Annotated in this window: 12 protein-coding genes; 1 reads left to right on the top strand and 11 read right to left on the bottom strand. The window is 39.4% G+C overall.

Annotated features, from left to right (window positions below; translation table 11 throughout):
* Positions 1 to 411: 411 nt before the first annotated feature.
* The 6 genes from hemL to hemA all read right to left on the bottom strand — a co-directional run bounded on the left by hemL (position 412) and on the right by hemA (position 6,775).
* Positions 412 to 1,698: a glutamate-1-semialdehyde 2,1-aminomutase gene (gene hemL / locus GZA11_RS12110; protein WP_038536533.1), complete on the bottom strand. Its 1,287-nt coding sequence runs from the start codon at positions 1,696 to 1,698 to the stop codon at positions 412 to 414.
* Between the two features lie 24 nt (positions 1,699 to 1,722).
* Positions 1,723 to 2,703: a porphobilinogen synthase gene (gene hemB / locus GZA11_RS12105; RefSeq protein ID WP_038536535.1), complete on the bottom strand. Its 981-nt coding sequence runs from the start codon at positions 2,701 to 2,703 to the stop codon at positions 1,723 to 1,725.
* Positions 2,704 to 2,854: 151 nt separating this feature from the next.
* Complete coding sequence (locus tag GZA11_RS12100) at positions 2,855 to 3,592, bottom strand: uroporphyrinogen-III synthase (RefSeq protein ID WP_321175685.1); 738 nt, start codon at positions 3,590 to 3,592, stop codon at positions 2,855 to 2,857.
* A gap of 35 nt (positions 3,593 to 3,627) precedes the next feature.
* Positions 3,628 to 4,563, bottom strand: a complete 936-nt coding sequence (gene hemC / locus GZA11_RS12095; protein ID WP_163183998.1) for a hydroxymethylbilane synthase — start codon at positions 4,561 to 4,563, stop codon at positions 3,628 to 3,630.
* Between the two features lie 14 nt (positions 4,564 to 4,577).
* A complete protein-coding gene (locus GZA11_RS12090) occupies positions 4,578 to 5,411 on the bottom strand; it encodes a cytochrome C assembly family protein (RefSeq protein WP_038536541.1) in 834 nt (277 codons plus the stop codon).
* Positions 5,412 to 5,431: 20 nt separating this feature from the next.
* Positions 5,432 to 6,775: a glutamyl-tRNA reductase gene (gene hemA / locus GZA11_RS12085; protein ID WP_038536543.1), complete on the bottom strand. Its 1,344-nt coding sequence runs from the start codon at positions 6,773 to 6,775 to the stop codon at positions 5,432 to 5,434.
* Between the two features lie 213 nt (positions 6,776 to 6,988).
* On the opposite strand from hemA, the gene GZA11_RS12080 reads away from it, so the two are divergent.
* Positions 6,989 to 7,477 (top strand): LiaI-LiaF-like domain-containing protein, encoded by a 489-nt coding sequence (locus GZA11_RS12080; protein WP_038536545.1) that lies wholly within the window; start codon positions 6,989 to 6,991, stop codon positions 7,475 to 7,477.
* Between the two features lie 44 nt (positions 7,478 to 7,521).
* Here GZA11_RS12080 and yihA read toward each other — a convergent pair whose 3' ends face one another.
* The 5 genes from yihA to tig all read right to left on the bottom strand — a co-directional run bounded on the left by yihA (position 7,522) and on the right by tig (position 15,606).
* A complete protein-coding gene (gene yihA / locus GZA11_RS12075) occupies positions 7,522 to 8,103 on the bottom strand; it encodes a ribosome biogenesis GTP-binding protein YihA/YsxC (RefSeq protein ID WP_163183996.1) in 582 nt (193 codons plus the stop codon).
* Entirely contained in the window at positions 8,100 to 10,427 is a 2,328-nt protein-coding gene (gene lon / locus GZA11_RS12070; RefSeq protein ID WP_038536547.1) for an endopeptidase La, read from the bottom strand. The genes yihA and lon overlap by 4 nt, the downstream gene beginning before the upstream one ends.
* A 313-nt stretch (positions 10,428 to 10,740) precedes the next feature.
* Positions 10,741 to 12,408 carry an ATP-dependent protease LonB gene (gene lonB / locus GZA11_RS12065; protein ID WP_038536549.1) on the bottom strand — a complete coding sequence of 556 codons (1,668 nt, stop codon included), beginning with the start codon at positions 12,406 to 12,408 and terminating at the stop codon, positions 10,741 to 10,743.
* Positions 12,409 to 12,678: 270 nt separating this feature from the next.
* Complete coding sequence (clpX, locus tag GZA11_RS12060) at positions 12,679 to 13,938, bottom strand: ATP-dependent protease ATP-binding subunit ClpX (RefSeq protein ID WP_038536550.1); 1,260 nt, start codon at positions 13,936 to 13,938, stop codon at positions 12,679 to 12,681.
* A 381-nt stretch (positions 13,939 to 14,319) separates the two neighbouring features.
* Positions 14,320 to 15,606 carry a trigger factor gene (gene tig / locus GZA11_RS12055; protein WP_163183994.1) on the bottom strand — a complete coding sequence of 429 codons (1,287 nt, stop codon included), beginning with the start codon at positions 15,604 to 15,606 and terminating at the stop codon, positions 14,320 to 14,322.
* Positions 15,607 to 15,692 lie beyond the last annotated feature (86 nt).

The following is a 15,692-nucleotide window of genomic DNA, read 5'->3' as shown; positions in this document are numbered from 1 at the left end:
TCTCGAGCTTGAAAGAGTACTATGACTTCTGCTGACTTCTGACTGCTCAGCTATCTATCACTAGATAGGTTACCAAGGTTACTTGGCGTGCCAGCCAGACCTCCCCGGGTAAGAGTGTAATCTTTCCTTCCATCCATCTGCTTCATTTACTCTGTATCACCTTCGGCAGAAAGGGCTTTGTTTTGTCATGCAAACTCACCCAGTGATACCTAGCCTCATATGAAGTTCGTGTTCCTCAGACCGGAAGTTTGCCGCTCGCTTCCTTCAGATTCCGCGTCACCACGGACACCCTTGCGTTAAGCTAACTGCTACTTCTGCCTTCGCAGCTCGGGACTTTCACCCTATAGATTACACCCATGCCGGGCGCACATAAAAAAACACCCGCCATTATGGCGAGTGTCGCTCAAAAATTTATTTAAGATTTGAAAAAGCCTTTTCGACTGCTTTAATTGTTTTTTCAATATCTTCATCAGTGTGCTCGGTTGAAAGAAACAACCCTTCAAATTGGGAAGGCGGTAAGAACACACCTTGTTCTGCCATTTCACGATAGTAGGCTGCAAAAAATTCTAAATTCGATGACTTGGCTGTTTCGTAATTGATGACTTTTTCTTCTGTAAAGAAGAAACCAATCATTGAACCGGCACGGTTAAAGCTAACTGGCACTCCATACTTATCCGCAGCTTCCTTAATACCTTTTTCAAGCATGTCACCTTTTCGAATAAACTCTTCGTAATGTTCTGGTGTCAACTGGCTAAGAGTTTCATAACCTGCAGTCATCGCCAGCGGATTACCAGATAATGTTCCTGCCTGATAAATTGGACCACTCGGAGCAATGTGTTCCATAATGTCCGCACGGCCCCCGTAAGCACCGACTGGAAGACCTCCACCGATGACTTTCCCTAAGCAAGTTAAATCAGGCTTAATATTAAAGTGTCCTTGGGCACAGTTGTATCCTACACGGAAACCAGTCATTACCTCATCAAAAATAAGAAGCGCGCCGTATTGATTGGTAATCTCACGAAGACCTTCCAAGAAGCCTGGAAGCGGCGGAACAACCCCCATATTGCCGGCTACTGGCTCGACAATAATGCAAGCAATGTCTTCGCCAAATTGTTCAAAAGCATATTTCACACTTTCAAGATCATTATATGGCACGGTAATCGTATTTTTCGCTACACTTTCTGGTACACCTGGACTGTCAGGCAAACCTAGTGTCGCAACACCCGATCCTGCTTTAATTAAAAGAGAATCACCATGCCCATGATAGCAACCTTCGAATTTCAATATTTTGTTACGGCCAGTATAGCCTCTCGCCAAACGGAGAGCGCTCATCGTTGCCTCCGTACCAGAAGACACCATGCGAATGACTTCAATGGAAGGCACTCGTTCAATCACAAGCTTGGCTAGTTCATTTTCTTTTAAGGTTGGTGCACCAAAACTGGTCCCTTCCTCGGCTACTTTTTTCAGCGCCTCTACGACACGATCATTGGAGTGTCCAAGGATAAGGGGTCCCCATGATAAGACATAATCAATATATTCATTCCCGTCAATATCATAGATTTTAGAGCCTTTTCCCCTTTCCATGAAGATTGGATCCATTTGGACGGATTTAAACGCACGAACCGGACTATTAACACCGCCGGGCATTAGTTTTTTGGCTTCTTTAAATGCTTCTATTGATTTTGTATATGAACGCATTCTTTTCCCTCACTTCGGATAAAATTATTGTTCTTCTTTTAACCAACGAATCGCATCTTTTGCATGATAGGTGATGATTAAATCCGCGCCTGCGCGCTTCATTCCCACCAGCATTTCCAGTACCGTCTTTTTCTCATCCAACCAACCGTTTTGTGCTGCAGCTTTGATCATTGCATATTCGCCGCTTACGTTGTAAATGACAATCGGCACATTGAAGTTATTTTTCATATCACGGACAATATCTAGGTATGGCATGCCAGGCTTAACGATTAAGAAATCTGCGCCTTCAGCCACATCTGATTCAGCCTCTCTAAAAGCTTCTAGGCGGTTCGCCGGGTCCATTTGATATGTTTTTCTGTCACCAAATTGTGGAGCTCCTTCAGCAGCCTCACGGAATGGACCGTAGAAAGAGGAAGCATATTTTACTGCATAAGACATGATAGGGATTTCTGTAAAGCCAGCTTCATCCAAACCTGCTCGAATCGCGGCAACAAATCCATCCATCATATTGGATGGAGCAATAATATCCGCACCTGCCTGAGCCTGGCTAACAGCCGTTTTCACAAGTAATTCCAAGGATTCATCATTAAGTATTTTTTCTCCTTTGACCACTCCACAATGGCCGTGGCTCGTGTATTCACATAGACAAGTATCTGCTATAACAAGGATATCAGGGAAATGTTTTTTGATGTAACGGGTTGCCTCTTGAACAATGCCATGGTCATGGTAAGCCTGTCCGCCGCATTCATCTTTCGTTGCGGGAATACCGAACAATAACACCGCTTTTATTCCATGGGCGACAATGTCTTCCATTTCTGCATGAAGGTGATCCATAGAGATTTGAAACACACCAGGCATGGATGATACCTCTTTACGGATATTTTCTCCTTCATATATAAACAGTGGATAAATGAAATCTTCCTCTCTTAAATGATTTTCTCTAACAAGCGCACGCATATTAGCGCTAGAACGTAATTTACGGTGGCGTGAAAATTGAAGTTGCATAGATATTACCTCCAACTCGTTTTTATTAAATACAGGTTCTAACCACAAACAAACATTTTCTTGCGCGTGTAAATTTTTAGAATAATGCCTCCTTTTTTCGAGAAAAAGGAAGCTTTACACGCAAATGATACCGCTTTACTTGCAATATCACTCATTTTTCCGCAGCTAAAAAAGCAATCGTACTCTTAAGCATTTCCTCTATGGTGTACTCAGATGGTGCCGCATGAACCGGCAGCCCATATTCCCGCAATTTTTTCTCTGTAATAGGTCCAATACAAGAAATGATGCAATGCTTCAGCTTATCTTGTAGGCCGTATTCCTTAACCACTTCCATTAAATGATCAACCGTCGAAGGGCTAGTAAATGTTAAAATATCAAGTTCACCACAATCGAGCATTTTTGCAAGCTTATGACGGCTTTCCTCAGGCATAAAGGTTTCATAAATGACCACTTCATCCACTACAGCCCCAGCTTCCCGCAGTGAGCTTGCAATATATTCGCGGGCAAGATTTCCTTTTGGAATCAATACTCTTGTTCCCTTTTGTATATGTGGTATGAACTCACGAACGAACACTTCTGCCACATATGCTGAAGGGACAAATGCAACTGGGAATCCTCTATCCCGTAGAACTTTCTCCGTCTTTTTCCCGATTACCGCTATATTCGGAAAGCATGCCCCTTCCTTTTTTATAAAGGTGAAAAAGGTATTTACTGTTACATTGCTTGTAAAGATAATCCAATCATATGTATCAAGAACCTTCAAACAGTCTTGAAGGCGTTCATTCTTTTTAATTGGCCGAAAATCAATCAATGGAATTTCAATAGGGAACCCGCCGAAGCTTGCAACAAGCTGTGAAAAAGGTTTCGCTTGATCTTTACCCCTTGGCACAAGGACCCTTTTCCCAAGCAAAGGCAGGGGCTGAATCATATTCCTTCAAGCTCCCGCTTCACTCTCTCAATCAGGTCCTTTGCCCCTTTTTCTATTAATAGGTTAGCAGCTTGGACGCCAAGTTCTTCCGGGTTTTGTCCTCTGAGCTCTTCCTTGAAAATTTCTTGCCCTTCTGGGGAAGCCACTAGCACATTTAAGACGATGTCATCATTTTCATCTACATAAGCATAACCGGCAATCGGTACTTGACATCCTCCCTCCATTTTTTGCAGGAAGGCACGTTCAGCACGAACCGCTCTTTCCGTTTTCTTATCTGTTAATTTTTCTAAAAGTGCTAGAAGCTCTTGATCATCTTCACGGCATTCAATAGACAAAGCCCCCTGGCCGACAGCTGGGATACATACATCTGTATCTAAATATTCTGTCACGACATCAGATGCCCAGCCGAGTCGGGAAAGACCTGCTGCAGCTAAGATGATAGCATCGTACTCTTCCGTCTCTAACTTCGCCAATCTCGTATCTACATTGCCACGGATCCACTTAATCTCCAAATCCGGACGCGCCGCTAAAATCTGCGCACTACGGCGAAGACTACTAGTACCGATGATTGCTCCCGAATTTAAATCTTTTAATTTAACATGCCCTCTAGATATTAAGGCATCACGATGGTCTTCACGGAATGGCACACATCCTATTGTCAGCCCCTCTGGAAGAACAGCAGGCATATCTTTCATGCTGTGGACCGCCATATCAATCTCTTTATTCAACATAGCTTGCTCAATTTCTTTAACAAATAACCCTTTTCCACCCACTTTGGAAAGGGTCACATCAAGGATTTTATCTCCCTTTGTAACGATTTCTTTTACTTCAAAATCATAACGTGGATCTAATTTTTTTAACTGTTCAATGACCCAATTTGTTTGTGTTAATGCCAATTTACTACGTCTGGAGCCTACGATAATTTTTCTCATGATTGCCTCCTAAATTATGAGTACCATAAATGAAATGTTGATAATTGTCCAAATAAGAAGAAATTAATTAATACGATTAAAAAGGAACCTACATTCCATAGGGCCAATTTTTTCCCTGTAAGGTTTTTGACCGTTTTTAAATATAAATAAATACTATAAGCCGTTAATAGGAGAAACGAACCAACGATTTTCATGTCGTACCACGGCATGCCTGGAAGCTTAAGAAGTGCCCACTGTAATCCTAAAATTAAACTTAAAAGAAGCATGGGAACGCCGATAATAGCCAATATGTATGAAAGTCTTTCAAGACTGTTCAAATCCGCAATCCGAATCAAACGTGTCCCCCACTTCTTTCTTTTTAATAGATCATATTGAATTAAATATAATAAAGAAAAAACAAATGACAGGGAAAATGCTCCATATGATAGAATGGCCATCGTTATATGAATAAACAAAAGTTCTGATACTAGTTGTTTAGCCATAACTTGCGAATGATATTCCATCGGTGCAAAAGCATGAATCGCCATAACAAAAAAAGCAAGAAGATTGGTGAAAAAAACAATAAAATCAACCCGCAAAAAACGATTGATCCCAAGTGAAAATGTGACTAATATCCAGGCATAAAAATAGAGTCCCTCAGAGATGGTGAGTACAGGGAATCTACCTGTTTGAAACATATAAAATATGAGAAAGCCAGTTTGCAAAACCCAGACAAATACAAGTAACCAGAAGGCAATTCGGTTGGCCTTCCGGTTTTGTTGCAGAAAATCGAAAAAATAAAGCAGCACACTTAAGGCATAAAGAACAACCGTGAATTCATGCAGCCTTGTCATCAAGACATTTGTCATATTAAGAAGCCCCCTTTGACTTAAAAGGAAGCTTGGGCTTCTTTAACAGGTATTTTGTTCGTTTCGGCTGCATTCGCTTTTGATTGCTGCTCTTTGACCATATTTTCGATATTAAAAATTTTCATAAATAGGTTCATGGCCTGTTCCGCATTATTACTTGCAGCCAATTCCTTAGCTTGTAAAATTGGATCCTTTAAGAGCTGATTAATGATACTCTTCGTATGTTTATTTAAAACTTTCTTATCACGTTCTGATAAATTTGGCAGCTTACGTTCTAGACTGACCATCGTTTCAGCTTGAATAGCAAGGGCTTTTTCTCGCAGGGCAGAAATGACAGGAATAACACCAAGCATACCGAGCCACTGCTTGAAATCGACAACTTCCTTTTCGATCATCAGCATGATTTTTTCAGCTGCCTTTTTCCGTTCTTGAAGATTGGATTCGACAATTCCTTCCAGATCATCAATATCATATAAAAAGACATTTTCTAGCTCAGCAATGGCTGGATCCAAATCACGTGGCACCGCAATATCCACCATGAATAACGGCTTTCCTCTTCGCAATTTCTCCACTTTTTCCATCATTTCTTTAGTAATTACAAAATCCTTTGCACCGGTAGAACTAATTAAAATATCAGCATCAACCAGTGCACATTGCAATTCTTTAATTGTTCTTGCCTCTCCATTGAAGCGACTTGCAAGGTCTTTTGCTTTTTCATGTGTTCTGTTAATAACGGTTACTTTTTTAACCCCGTTCCCGTGCAGATTTTGAACGGCCAATTCACCCATTTTACCAGCACCAAAAATTAACACATGTTTGTTAGCAAGAGAACCGAAGATTTTCTTTGCCAATTCTACTGCTGCATAGCTGACGGACACTGCGTTTGCACCAATTTCTGTTTCAGAATGAGCACGCTTAGCAACTGTGATCGCTTGTTTAAATAAATGATTAAACACCGAACCAGTTGTTTCTTTTTCTTGAGCAAGCATAAAGCTAGATCGAACCTGGCCAAGAATTTGGGTTTCACCCAAAATCATGGAATTTAGTCCACATGTCACTTGAAATAAATGATTAACTGCGGCTTCATCCTCATAGATGAATAAAAATGGCGAGAATTCTGCTTGCTCAATGCCAAACCAATCAGAAATAAATTCTTTAATATAATAACGGCCCGTATGCAATTGGTCCACGACCGCATAAATCTCTGTACGATTACATGTAGAGAGAATCACATTTTCTAGGATGCTTTTCTTATGATTTAATTTTTGCATCGCATCCACAAGTTCTGTTTCATTAAAAGTCAACCGCTCACGGATTTCAACAGGGGCAGTTTTATAGTTTAATCCGACTACTACTATATGCATTTGTAATTGACACCCCCATATGTTTTACAATATAACTACATTGATTATATCATGATCACTTTCACTCAATACGCGATAATTGTGAACATTCATCGAAACCTGTATGATATTATTATTAATTGAATGAGAGTATTTACTTATTATACTCCCTTATGTACAGTAACAAAAAAATAGTTTAGATTCAAGTCGACTTTACTGGAAGTGGTGTTTGAATTGAAGAACCAGCAAATTTTTCCTGGAATTATTTTAATAGGATTTGGTGCCTATTTTTTATTGCAGCAATCTGGAATTACTATTTTTCAAACATTTTTTACATGGCCAACTTTGTTGATCATTGTTGGGACTGCCTTCTTAGGACAAGGCTATTCAGCTAATGATTCAGAAGCAATTTTGCCTGGAGTGATACTAGTCGGATTTGGTCTTCATTTTCATTTCGTTGGCAACGTCACATTCTGGCCTAATAATAATATAGGCATGTTATTTTTAATTATTTCATTAGGCTTTTTCCTTCGTTTTCAAAAAACGAGTTCAGGTTTATTTCAAGCCTTTCTCTTTCTTATTTTAGCTGTTCTATTACTGTATTATGATAAGATTGCTAATTATCTTGAATTTGTACAAAACGGAATGAGCCTTGTCTGGAAATTCTGGCCTGTTTTGTTAATTCTAATCGGTATTTATTTTCTCTTTAAAAAGAAAAAATAATCGCCTGGCATCACGCCAGGCGTTTTTGTTATGAGATCATTTTCTTACATATACTTTTCTATAATTGCCCATGCTTTATCTTTTCCTTCCCCTGTTTCTGAGGAAAAAATAACGATATCGTCATTCGAATCAAGGTCGAGTGTTTCTTTTGTCACTTTTAAATGCTTTTGCCACTTTCCTTTAGGAATTTTGTCCGCCTTTGTTGCAATAACGATGCATGGGATTTCATAATGCTTTAAGAAGTCATACATCATGACATCATCACTTGTTGGCGGATGGCGCAGGTCAACGATTAGTACACAAGCACGCAATTGCTCCCTAGAAGTAAAATACGTTTCAATCATTTTCCCCCAGGCAGCACGTTCGGACTTTGAGACTCTCGCATAGCCATATCCCGGAACATCGACAAAATACAGTGACTCATTAATTAAGAAAAAATTTAATGTTTGTGTTTTTCCAGGTTTTGATGAAGTCCTCGCCAAACCTTTACGATTTAACATCTTATTAATAAATGATGACTTCCCCACATTGGAACGGCCAGCTAAGGCAAATTCCGGCAAATCAGTATCAGGATACTGATCTGGCCTAACGGCACTAATGACGATTTCAGAACTTGTTACTTTCATTCCATTCTCCCCTCCACTAAAGCATGCCTTAATACTTCATCGACATGCGTAACAGGAACAAATTCTAATTCGTTGCGTACACTTTCTGGAATATCGTCAATATCCTTTTCATTGTCCTTTGGAAGGATGACTTTTGTCAAACCTGCACGATGGGCACTTAACGTTTTTTCTTTTAATCCGCCGATTGGTAAAACTCTTCCTCGAAGTGTAATTTCCCCAGTCATTCCTACTTCCCGGCGGATCGGCCGTCCGGTTAACGCGGAAACAAGTGCAGTCGCAATCGTAATACCGGCAGATGGGCCATCTTTAGGAACAGCCCCTTCAGGGACGTGAATATGAATATCATATTTTTCATGGAAGTCCTCTTCAATTTCAAGCTCCTTTGCTTTGGATCGGACATAACTGAAGGCGGCCTGTGCCGATTCCTTCATCACATCACCTAGTTTACCAGTAAGGACGAGCTTTCCTTTACCAGGCGCTAAAGCAACCTCGATTTGCAATGTATCTCCCCCGACTGTTGTATAGGCCAAACCAGTTGCCACTCCGACCTGATCTTCTGTTTCCGCTTGTCCGTATCGGAATTTTGTTTTTCCTAAAAATTCTTCTAAATTTTTCTCTGTCACAACCACTCGTTTCTTTTCACCGGAAACGATGATTTTCGCCGTCTTACGGCAAATGGTTGCCACTTGACGTTCTAAACTGCGGACACCGGCTTCCCTTGTATAATAACGGACAATTTTTAAGATGGCATCATCACGAACTTGTAATACTCCTTTTGACAGTCCGTTTTCCTTCATTTGTTTCGGCAGCAAGTGATCTCTTGTGATATGAACCTTTTCCTGCTCGGTATACCCTGCAATCGTTATGATCTCCATTCGGTCCAACAGAGGTCCGGGAATGGTACTTAAGTTATTAGCGGTTGCAATGAACATAACCTTTGATAAATCATAGGTTTCTTCAATATAGTGATCACTGAAATTGTGGTTTTGCTCCGGGTCAAGTACTTCTAAAAGCGCAGCTGATGGATCTCCACGGAAATCGCTGGACATTTTATCGATTTCATCAAGTAAAAAGACCGGGTTAATTGTTCCTGCTTTTTTCATACCTTGGATAATACGACCTGGCATAGCACCAACATACGTTCTTCGATGTCCACGAATTTCCGATTCATCACGGACACCTCCTAAGGATATACGAACAAACTTCCGATTTAGGGATTCCGCAATGGATCGGGCAAGACTTGTTTTACCAACACCTGGAGGTCCGGCAAGACAAAGAATTGGTCCTTTCAGAGAATTCGTCAGCTTTTGCACGGCCAAGTATTCAAGGACTCGTTCTTTTACTTTTTCAAGTCCGTAATGTTCTTGGTTAAGAATTTTTTCTGCACGATGAATATTGATGTTATCCTCTGTCTTTTTCGACCAAGGCAAACTAATAAGCCATTCAATATAATTGCGAATGACTGCACTTTCTGCCGAACTAGTAGGAACTTTTTCATAGCGGTCGAGCTCTTTCATCGCTGCTTTATATACATGTTCAGGCATGCCGGCTTCATTAATTTTTTTCGTCAGCTCTGCTATCTCGCCAGTTTTTCCTTCTTTATCGCCTAATTCCTTTTGGATGGCTTTCATTTGTTCGCGTAAATAATATTCTTTTTGCGTTCTTTCCATCGAGCGTTTTACACGCTGTCCGATTTTCTTTTCTAAATTTAATACTTCTTTTTCATTAAAAATGACATCAATGACCTTGTTCATTCTTTGTTTTACATCGATCGTTTCAAGGATATCTTGTTTCTCCTTCAGTTTAATTGGCAAATGAGAAGCAATGATATCTGCCATTCGTCCTGGCTCTTCAATATCAGCCACAGAAGCAAAGGTCTCTGCTGAAATCTTCTTCGATAATTTTATGTATTGTTCAAAATAATCAAGCATTGTTCTCATCAATGCCTGATCCTCAACATCCTTATCGGTCGGGTCCTCATATGTTTTGACACTAACTGAAAAATAATCATCTTCATCATAAAAAGATACAATTTCTGCTCTGCTTAATCCTTCCACTAATACACGTATTGTTCCGTTAGGAAGTTTTAGCATTTGTTTTACTTTTGTTAATGTGCCAAATTTATATAAGTCCTCTTCTGTAGGCTCATCTATCGAAACATCCTTTTGAGTTGTTAAGAAAATAATATGGTCATCTACCATTGCTTTTTCAAGTGCCTGCACCGAACGTTCACGGCCTACATCTAAATGCAGGACCATCGTCGGATACACCAGCAGCCCCCGAAGCGGTAGGAGAGGGACGACAATTTCGTTCTTTTTGGCCAAAATACTACACCTCCACATGTAAAACTACAAATTACTATTCTGTCATACAGAATAGTCTTTGTACAAATTCTATCCTATTTAGTATTTAGTGTCTATTTTGAGGAAATGGACTTTCATCATTTATCTATATCTTCTCCAATTGAAGAAAATAACTGCATTTTAAATAAACAAAAATCACTTGGCATGGGTTTAGTAATCCAACTAAAACTAAGCAATCACAATAATTCAGTAGAAATTGGGGCTAGATATTCTCAAGGTCGAAAAACCTGAAAAAAACTTCGGTTTGTTTGATAAGACAAACCGAAGTTTTTCATTAAATCGTTTCTTTTTTACTTAATTCAATAGAGGCAGGGATTGCATGATTTCGTTTAGATTCTTTTACTAAGGCAATTTCAAATACCTCACGAAGATGGGTGACCGGAACAATTCGGATGCCGTCTATTTCTTTTAATATCGATTGCATATTCTCTTTTGGAATGATCACCGTTTTTGCTCCGGCTTTTTTCGCTGCCTTCACTTTCGGATAAACACCGCCGATTGGTTTGACATTCCCATGAATACTGATTTCACCGGTCATGGCAACCGTATTTTTGATAGGTATTTTATAAATAGCTGAGTAAATCCCAGTTGCCATGGCAATACCAGCGGATGGACCGTCTATGGGCACTCCGCCAGGAAAATTGACATGGATATCATAATCATTCGCTGGAACACCCATGGATCGAAGAACTGTAATAACATTTTCAATCGAACCACGGGCCATACTTTTCCTGCGAATTGATTTTTCTTGACTACCAATACTCTCTTCCTCTACAATCCCAGTAATATTAATGGTCCCTTTTTCTTTTGCTGGAATGACCGTTACTTCAATTTCTAAAAGAGCCCCCGAATTTGGACCATAGACAGCAAGACCGTTGACAAGGCCAACTTGTGCGGTATCATTTATCCGTCGTTCCATTCTCGGAGTCATCTGACTAGAGTGAATTACCCACTCAATGTCTTCATCTTTAATGTAATCACGTTCTTCAGTAATCGCCAAACCTGCCGCAATTTGCACCATATTGACAGTTTCACGACCATTTCTGGCATAGGTAGATAAAGTATGTACACCCGTATCACTAATTTTTAGATTAACTTTCGCCGCTGCTTTTTTCGCTACGGTGACAATTTCTTCTTGCGTTAAATCCCGAAAGAATACTTCCATACAACGAGATCGAATCGCAGGTGGGATTTCGTTTGGAGTTCTTGTTGTAGCACCAATTAAGCGAAAATCAGCAGGAAGTCCATTTTTAAAAATATCATGGATATGTGTTGGGATTTGTGTGTTTTCTTCATGATAGTATGCACTTTCCAAATAAACTTTACGATCTTCCAATACTTTCAGAAGTTTATTCATTTGTATCGGATGCAATTCACCAATCTCATCGATGAAAAGGACGCCGCCGTGGGCATTTGTTACTGCTCCTTGTTTAGGTTGAGGAATCCCTGCTTGTCCCATTGCACCAGCTCCTTGATAAATCGGGTCATGGACAGAGCCGATAAGTGGATCAGCAATTCCTCTTTCATCAAAGCGGGCCGTGGTTGCATCTAATTCAATAAAGACTGAATCCCGTTTGAAAGGTGACTTCGGATTCTTTTTTGCTTCCTCCAAAACAAGGCGAGCAGCGGCTGTTTTTCCAACTCCCGGCGGTCCATAAATGATCACATGCTGCGGGTTCGGACCACAAAGAGCTGCTTTTAGAGCCTTAATTCCATCCTCTTGGCCAACAATATCTTGAAAACTTGTTGGACGCACTTTTTCCGATAGTGGTTCAGTTAACGAAATAGACCTCATTTTTCGAAGCTGCTCCATTTCCTTGCGGGATTCACGATCAATTGATACTTTTTGTGTCCGCTGGTTTCTAAGCAAATTCCAAAAATACAGTCCGATGATGATTCCAAAAAATAATTGTATAAATAAAGCAATCCCCGTCCAACTCATATATTTTCCTCCTGCACCATAATACTCATTTGATAATAATAAGTATTTCCTGCAGGTCGATGGAATAAACCATAAATCTTTTTAAACCAGAGATTATATGAATACTAGCATTCTTGTTCTTTCTTCACTAACATCGAATTCCCTGTCTTGATAAAAACAATTTGATTTAATTCCACTTCCCTATATTCCACCACATACCACTCAAAAAAATTACGCCAAATCGAATGAAAAACATAAAGAACCTGACATAAAGCCAGGTTCTCTAAGATCTTATGCGGATTTTTCTTCTTGTGCAATGGATCCATCTTTAAGAATCAGCTTTGGAGCACTATTGTTCAATACTGTTTCTTTTGTGATGATACACTTTTTAATATCATCACGAGAAGGTAAGTCGAACATTACATCAAGCATAATTCCTTCGATAATGGATCTCAATCCACGGGCACCGGTTTTCCGCTCAATCGCTTTCTTGGCAATTTCCTTGAGGGCCTCTTCTTCAAATTCCAGTTCCACATTATCAATTTCAAGCATTTTTTGATATTGCTTTACTAATGCATTTTTCGGTTTTGTTAAGATTTCGATCAATGCATCTTCATCTAGTTGCTCTAGGCTAGCAATAACTGGTAGACGTCCGATGAATTCCGGAATGAGTCCAAAGCGTAAAAGGTCTTCTGGAAGAACTTTAGATAAAAGTTCCTTAGAACTAATTTCCTGCTGTTTTGGATCAGCCCCGAAACCAATCACCTTTTGACCTAAACGGCGCTTAATAATTGGTTCAATTCCGTCAAAAGCACCACCACAGATAAATAGGATATTCGTTGTATCAATTTGAATGAATTCTTGGTGCGGGTGCTTTCTTCCGCCTTGTGGAGGAACGCTGGCAACAGTTCCCTCCAAAATTTTCAATAATGCCTGCTGAACACCTTCACCGGAAACGTCGCGTGTAATAGAAGGATTTTCAGATTTACGGGCAATTTTATCAATTTCATCAATGTAAATAATGCCTTTTTCGGCTTTTTCCACATCATAATCAGCAGCTTGAATCAATTTTAATAAAATATTTTCAACGTCCTCCCCTACATATCCTGCTTCTGTCAGGGATGTAGCATCCGCAATCGCAAATGGAACGTTTAAAATACGTGCCAATGTTTGAGCTAGAAGGGTTTTTCCACTTCCAGTCGGTCCAATCATACAAATATTACTTTTGGAAAGCTCCACATCATCAATTTTGCTGCTAGAATTGATTCGTTTATAGTGATTGTAAACCGCTACAGATAGCGCTCTTTTTGCTTTTTCTTGACCAATAACATATTCATCAAGGATTTCGCAAATTTCCTTCGGTTTTGGAACATCTTTAAATTCTACTTCTTCTTCCGTTCCAAGCTCCTCTTCAACAATTTCAGTGCAAAGCTCAATGCACTCGTCACATATATAGACTCCTGGTCCGGCAACCAGTTTCCGAACTTGATCCTGTGTTTTACCACAGAATGAACATTTTAACTGGCCCTTTTCATCATTAAACTTAAACAAACCCTTTCACCCCTTGGACGACTTAAGTCATTTATTCAAATGCCGAATAATCCATACAAAATTCCATTTATTATTGACTCTCAAAGGTATGTATTTTGCATTGTAACACATTTCTGAAACGGACTGGAACTAAAAAGCTTTTGTTCAAAAATATGTTTTAATTTGTTTGGATTATTCGTAAAAACACCTATGTACTCCCATAAGCTTATCCATATTACCTATAAAATAAGCCTATGTTTTACTTGTTATATATAAATTCGCTCTTTCAGTCCCATTTTCCTGCCCGTTATCAAAAAGGTTTCCCTGTACTTATTATAATATGTAATTTTAAAAATGTATAAAACAAGGCACGATCAAATCGTGCCTTTGTATCATTTACCATTATTTTTTGTTTTCAACAAGAAATTCTACTGCTTTCTTAAATTTAAGATCTTCTTTGATGCCTTCTGTTCCGCCAAGAGCTTTTTTGATGTTGTCAACAGACATGTTATACATTTCAGCCATTTTTTCAAGCTCAGCATTTACATCTTCTTCAGTTGCTTCAAGATTTTCAGCCTTAGCAATCGCTTCAAGAGTAAGGTTAACTTTTACGCGCTTACGAGCATCTTCCTTCATTTGTTCACGAAGGGCAGCTTCATCTTGACCAGAGAATTGGTAATAAAGCTCTAAGTTCATGCCTTGCATTTGAAGACGTTGTTCAAATTCTTGAAGCATACGGTTTACTTCATTTTCAACCATAACTTCAGGAATTTCAACCTCTGCATTAGCTGCAGCTTTTTCCACTAACGTATCGCGTAAGTGATGTTCTGCTTCATGCTTCTTGCTATTTTCTAAACGAGTTTTGATTTTTTCTTTTAAAGCATCTAGAGTTTCTACTTCATCATCTACATCTTTAGCAAACTCATCATCTAATGCAGGAAGCTCTTTTCTTTTAATTTCATGAACAGTTACCTTAAATACAGCTGGCTTACCAGCTAGTTCAGCTGCATGGTATTCTTCAGGGAAAGTAACTTCAACGTCTTTTGATTCACTAGCAGCGACACCGATTAACTGATCTTCGAAACCAGGAATAAATGTGCCTGAACCAAGTTCAAGAGAATAGTTCTCTCCTTTACCACCTTCGAAAGCTTCCCCATTAACAAAGCCTTCGAAATCGATAACAACTGTATCACCTTTTTCAGCTGTACCTTCTTCTTTTACTACAAGCTCAGCGTGACGATTTTGAAGTGCTTCTAATTCTTTCTGTACATCTTCATCTGTTACGTTTGTATCTAGTTCTTCAACCTCAAGGCCTTTGTATTCACCTAATTTTACTTCTGGTTTAACTTGAACAGTAGCCTTAAATGTAAAATCTTTATCTTTACCCATTTGCTCAATGTCAAAATCAACATTTTCAGGCTGAGCAATTGGCTCGATTCCAGTTTCTTTGATTGCATTCATATATGCTTCTGGAAAAATAAAATCTAACGCATCTTGATAAAGTGCTTCTACACCAAAGCGCTTTTCAAACAATGCACGTGGCATTTTTCCTTTACGGAAGCCAGGAACATTAATTTGTTTTACAACTTTTTTGAATGCAGAGTCTAATCCTTGGTTAACCTTTTCAGCGGGTACTTCAATTGTAAGGACACCGCGGTTACCTTCTAATTTTTCCCATTTTGCAGTCATTCTTTTTCCCTCCAACATCTATTCGCATTCATTAACAACGAATCTTGAAATTCGGAATATGTCTTGTCCACTAAGCCAATTCCATT

This window comes from Neobacillus sedimentimangrovi, from assembly GCF_010614825.1.
Taxonomy (GTDB): Bacteria; Bacillota; Bacilli; order Bacillales; family Cytobacillaceae; genus Neobacillus; species Neobacillus thermocopriae.
The sequence above is the reverse complement of the archived record's forward strand: the minus strand, read 5'-3'. Positions and strand labels throughout refer to the sequence as shown.

Bases quoted from the DNA above. Each gene is read 5' to 3' on its own strand.
- hemL (WP_038536533.1), bottom strand. From the start codon at position 1,698: ATGCGTTCATATACAAAATCAATAGAAGCATTTAAAGAAGCCAAAAAA.
- hemB (WP_038536535.1), bottom strand. From the start codon at position 2,703: ATGCAACTTCAATTTTCACGCCACCGTAAATTACGTTCTAGCGCTAAT.
- hemC (WP_163183998.1), bottom strand. From the start codon at position 4,563: ATGAGAAAAATTATCGTAGGCTCCAGACGTAGTAAATTGGCATTAACA.
- GZA11_RS12090 (WP_038536541.1), bottom strand. From the start codon at position 5,411: ATGACAAATGTCTTGATGACAAGGCTGCATGAATTCACGGTTGTTCTT.
- hemA (WP_038536543.1), bottom strand. From the start codon at position 6,775: ATGCATATAGTAGTAGTCGGATTAAACTATAAAACTGCCCCTGTTGAA.
- yihA (WP_163183996.1), bottom strand. From the start codon at position 8,103: ATGAAAGTAACAAGTTCTGAAATCGTCATTAGTGCCGTTAGGCCAGAT.
- lonB (WP_038536549.1), bottom strand. From the start codon at position 12,408: ATGAGTTGGACGGGGATTGCTTTATTTATACAATTATTTTTTGGAATC.
- tig (WP_163183994.1), bottom strand. From the start codon at position 15,606: ATGACTGCAAAATGGGAAAAATTAGAAGGTAACCGCGGTGTCCTTACA.